Genomic DNA, 4004 nt, shown 5'->3' with positions numbered 1-4004 from the left:
GTTTACGATGGACGGCTTCGTGCAGTCGGCTAAATTTTTGCTGGTTCCGGATTTTTCAAAACTAGGCGTGAGCAGCATTCTCACCGCGCTTGGGCTTGCGTTTTTTACGCTGTCTTTGGGCGTGGGCGTCATCATCGTATACTCTGCGTCGCTGCCAGATAATACGAATCTCGTTAGCTCCTCGATCATCATCGTCGTGATAAACGTCGTGATGGGTATTTTGATGGGGCTTGTTATTTTTACCTTTGTATTTGAGTTTGGCGCGACGCCTAGCCAGGGCGTGGGGCTAGTGTTTATCTCGCTGCCGACGCTATTTGCGAAGCTCGGCACGCTCGGACACGTGCTCGCGTTTGCGTTTTTCTCGGCACTGCTTTTTGCGGGCATTACCTCGGCTATCTCGATGCTAGAGCCTTTCACGCACTATCTTATCCGCGAATTTGGCTTTTCTCGTAAAAAAGCCCTCGCGCTAATCGGCGCTTTCATCTACTGCATGGGTATTTTGTGCATACTTTCAAGCATCGAAGGCGTTAAGGAAAATTTGGTATTTTTCGGCAAGAGCTTTTTTGACTGTCTTGATTTTCTTAGCTCAAACATCATCATGCCTATCGGCGGCATCACGGTGTCGATTTTCGTCGGGTTTGTCATCAAAAAAGACGCGCTTTTCATACTTTTTGGGCCGTATATGAGCAGGGCCGTTTTTGAAATTTGGTATTTTATGATTAGATTCGTAGCTCCCATTAGTATCGTCATTATCACGATAAATGCGCTAAGAGGCTAACCGTGTCAAGCGATAAATTTTCTAAAATTGGATTTATATTATCCATCGTAGGTGCTGCGATCGGACTTGGCAATGCGTGGAAATTTCCATACATGGTCGGAGCAAACGGCGGCTCGGCTTTCGTGCTTTTGTATCTTGTTTTTGCCGTTGCGGTCGGGCTTAGTATATTTTTTGCGGAGATGGCGATGGGTAAAATTTCAAACGCCGATCCGGTTAACGCCTTTCGCTCGCTCGCTCCTAAAAACGGCAAATTTTGGGGCTACGCCGGCGTCATAATGATAACTGGCGTTTTAGTCGCGTCGTTTTATACGGTTATCATCGGCTGGGTTATTAGGTATTCGGTCTTATCTCTTGGCGAGCTTCCGCAAAGTATAGCGGTTTCGGGCGAAAATTTCGGCAAATTTATAAGCTCTGATATCTCGGGCCAAATTTTATACTTTAGCATCGCGTTCGCGGCCTATTTTTTCATCCTCTCAAAGGGCATAAAAGGCGGCATCGAGCGCATAAATTTATGGCTTTTGCCGACGCTTTTCTTGCTACTTATTTTTATGCTGATTTACTCGATGCAGATGGGCGGATTTTCGCAGGCGGCGGAGTTTTTGCTAGTGCCCGATTTTTCTAAGATTACGAGCGAGGCAGTGTTTGTAGCTCTTGGGCTAGCGTTTTTTACGATGTGCGTTGGTATCGGCGCGATCGCGACGTATTCGGTTAGCCTGGATGATAAGACAAATCTTTTCACCTCTTCGCTCTACGTCGTCGCGCTAAACATCATCGTTAGCGTCGTCATCGGACTCATCGTTTTTACCTTTGTTTTTGAGTACGGCGAGCAGCCTAGCCAGGGCGTTGGGCTTGCGTTTATATCGCTACCTACGCTGTTTGCTAAGCTAGGAGCGATGGGAAACGTCTTAAGCTTTACCTTTTTTACCGCGCTTATTTTTGCGGGACTTACGTCGGCTATCTCGATGGTTGAGCCGCTCGTTTTTTATCTCATAAACGAGTTTAAGATCCCACGCCTGGGCGCTATCGCGATCGTCGGCGTTTGCGTTTATTGTCTGGGCACGCTTTGCGCTCTTTCAAATATTACCGAATTTAAAGACGCGCTCACTTTTTTCGGCAAGGGATTTTTTGACGTTTTGGATTATCTAAGCTCAAATATCATGCTGCCGCTTGGCGGTATCGTGATCGCAGTATTTGTGGGCTACGCGATGAAAAGAGGCAGCCTAGAGGAGCTATTTTTGCCGTATATGGGCAGGGCGGTTTTTGAAATTTGGTATTTTTTACTGCGATTCGTCGCGCCGATTTGCATTTTGGCGATAATGATAAGACAAATTTTGGGGAGTTAAATGGAACGAAATTTAAAAAAAGTAGAGCGATTTTTCGATAAATTAGGCGACATCGTGGGCTACGTCTGTATCTTTGTGATGTTTTTGATGATTGCGGACGTTTTTTTTAACGTCACGGCGAGATATTTTTTCAAATACGGCAACGTAGGCCTCCAAGAGCTTGAGTGGCACTTTTTTAGCATCATCATACTGCTTGGCATGAGCTACGCGCTAAAAGACGACGCGCACGTGCGAGTGGATATATTTTACGAAAAGATGAGCCTAAAGAAAAGAGCGCTCATAAATATGGCGGGCGTCATCCTTTTTATTCTGCCGCTTGCGCTTTTGGTCGCGTGGCTGAGCTGGGACTACGTCGTGGAGGCGTACGAGAGCGGCGAGGGTAGCGCAGATCCGGGTGGTTTGCCGTATCGCTGGGTTATCAAGGCCTTTATCCCGTTTAGCTTTTGGCTACTTATATTTTTTAGCGTCGGCTACTTTATAAAGTGGCTAAACGTCTATCTGGACGCTCGCTCAAATTTAAGCGAAGAGGGCAAATTTGACGTAAATTTAAACCAAACCGCTCAACAAGGAGAGGGAAAATGACCGGCATAGTAATGTTTTTAGCCGCGCTTTTTATGCTTGCTATCGGCTTTAGCGTCGCATTTACATTTGGCGCGATAGCCGTCATTTTTGGACTCATCGGCGGTATGGTCGAGAGCTTTGGCGACGGTAACGGCTTTATGGGCGGACTTGAGATATTTAAAGAGACCTTTAACTTTATGCCTTACCGCATCTACTCGATAATGGAAAATAAAATCCTCATCGCCGTGCCGCTTTTCGTTTTTATGGGCATTATTTTGCAAAAGACCAAGCTAGCCGAGAGGCTGCTCGAGTCTATGGCGTTTTTATTCGGCGAGATTCGCGGCGGCGTGGCGATCAGCACCGTGCTAGTGGGCGCGCTACTGGCCGCATCTACGGGCGTAGTCGGAGCCAGCGTCGTAGCTATGGGCGTTATGAGCCTGCCGGTGATGCTAAAGTACAACTACAACAAGGCTCTAGGCTGCGGCACTATCTGTGCTTCGGGTACGCTTGGGCAGATCATCCCGCCTTCGATCGTCCTGATTATCCTGGGCGACGTCTTTACGGTGCCTGTGGGCGATCTTTTCCGCGAGGCGATATATCCGGGTCTTGCGCTCGTTGGCGCTTATATAGCCTATATCCTCATCGTCTCTTACGTCAAAAAGGACTACGCGCCGCCCGTTGTAGTAGAAAGCGACGTGCCTAAATCAAAGCAAATTTTAAACGCTATCCTCGCGATTTTGCCGCCGTTGGTGCTTGTCGTGCTGGTGCTCGGTTCGATATTTGAAGGCATCGCTACGCCGACGGAGAGCTCGGCGTTTGGCTGCGTTGGCGCGATCGTGCTTTCGCTTTTTTACAGGACTTTTTCGTTTAAAATGCTAAAAGAAGCGCTCGAAGAGAGCGTCAAAACCACGGCCGTCGTCTTTACTATCCTTATCGGCGCGACGGCGTTTTCGATGGTGTTTAGCTACACCGGCGGCGACGAGATCGTTGAGGAAGTGATGTCGAATCTACCCGGCGAAAAATGGGGCTTTATCATCTTAGCCATGATTACGATTTTTGCGCTAGGATTTTTTATAGACTTCGTCGAGATTTCGTATATCGTGCTGCCGATCTTGGCGCCGATTGCCGTAAATTTAGGCATAAATCCGCTCTATTTTGCCATCGTTATCGCGATGAATTTACAGACTTCGTTCCTCACGCCGCCGTTTGGCTTTAGTCTCTTTTACCTAAAAGGCGTGGCGCCCGCGGAGATTAAGACTTCTGATATCTACAAAGGCGTCGTGCCTTTTATCGGACTGCAAATTTTTGTTTTAGCGATTTTT

Annotated in this window: 4 protein-coding genes; all 4 read left to right on the top strand. The window is 47.5% G+C overall.

Annotated elements, in window-relative coordinates:
• A partial coding sequence (locus Q0200_RS02115; RefSeq protein WP_297937160.1) for a sodium-dependent transporter occupies positions 1-778 on the top strand: 778 nt, incomplete at its 5' end.
• A 2-nt stretch (positions 779-780) separates the two neighbouring features.
• A complete protein-coding gene (locus tag Q0200_RS02110) occupies positions 781-2121 on the top strand; it encodes a sodium-dependent transporter (protein ID WP_297937158.1) in 1341 nt (446 codons plus the stop codon).
• Positions 2122-2703, top strand: coding sequence for a TRAP transporter small permease subunit (locus tag Q0200_RS02105; protein ID WP_297937155.1), 582 nt, complete (start codon positions 2122-2124; stop codon positions 2701-2703).
• Positions 2700-4004 (top strand): TRAP transporter large permease subunit (locus Q0200_RS02100; RefSeq protein ID WP_297937153.1); only part of this gene is annotated, 1305 nt, incomplete at its 3' end. The genes Q0200_RS02105 and Q0200_RS02100, both read left to right, overlap by 4 nt.

This window comes from uncultured Campylobacter sp. (assembly GCF_938045225.1).
Classification (GTDB): domain Bacteria; phylum Campylobacterota; class Campylobacteria; order Campylobacterales; family Campylobacteraceae; genus Campylobacter_A.
This window is presented reverse-complemented; position numbering and strand designations above follow the sequence as displayed.

What these genes read in the sequence shown, in the direction of transcription:
- Q0200_RS02105 (WP_297937155.1), top strand. Translation starts at nt 2,122, where the DNA reads ATGGAACGAAATTTAAAAAAAGTAGAGCGATTTTTCGATAAATTAGGC.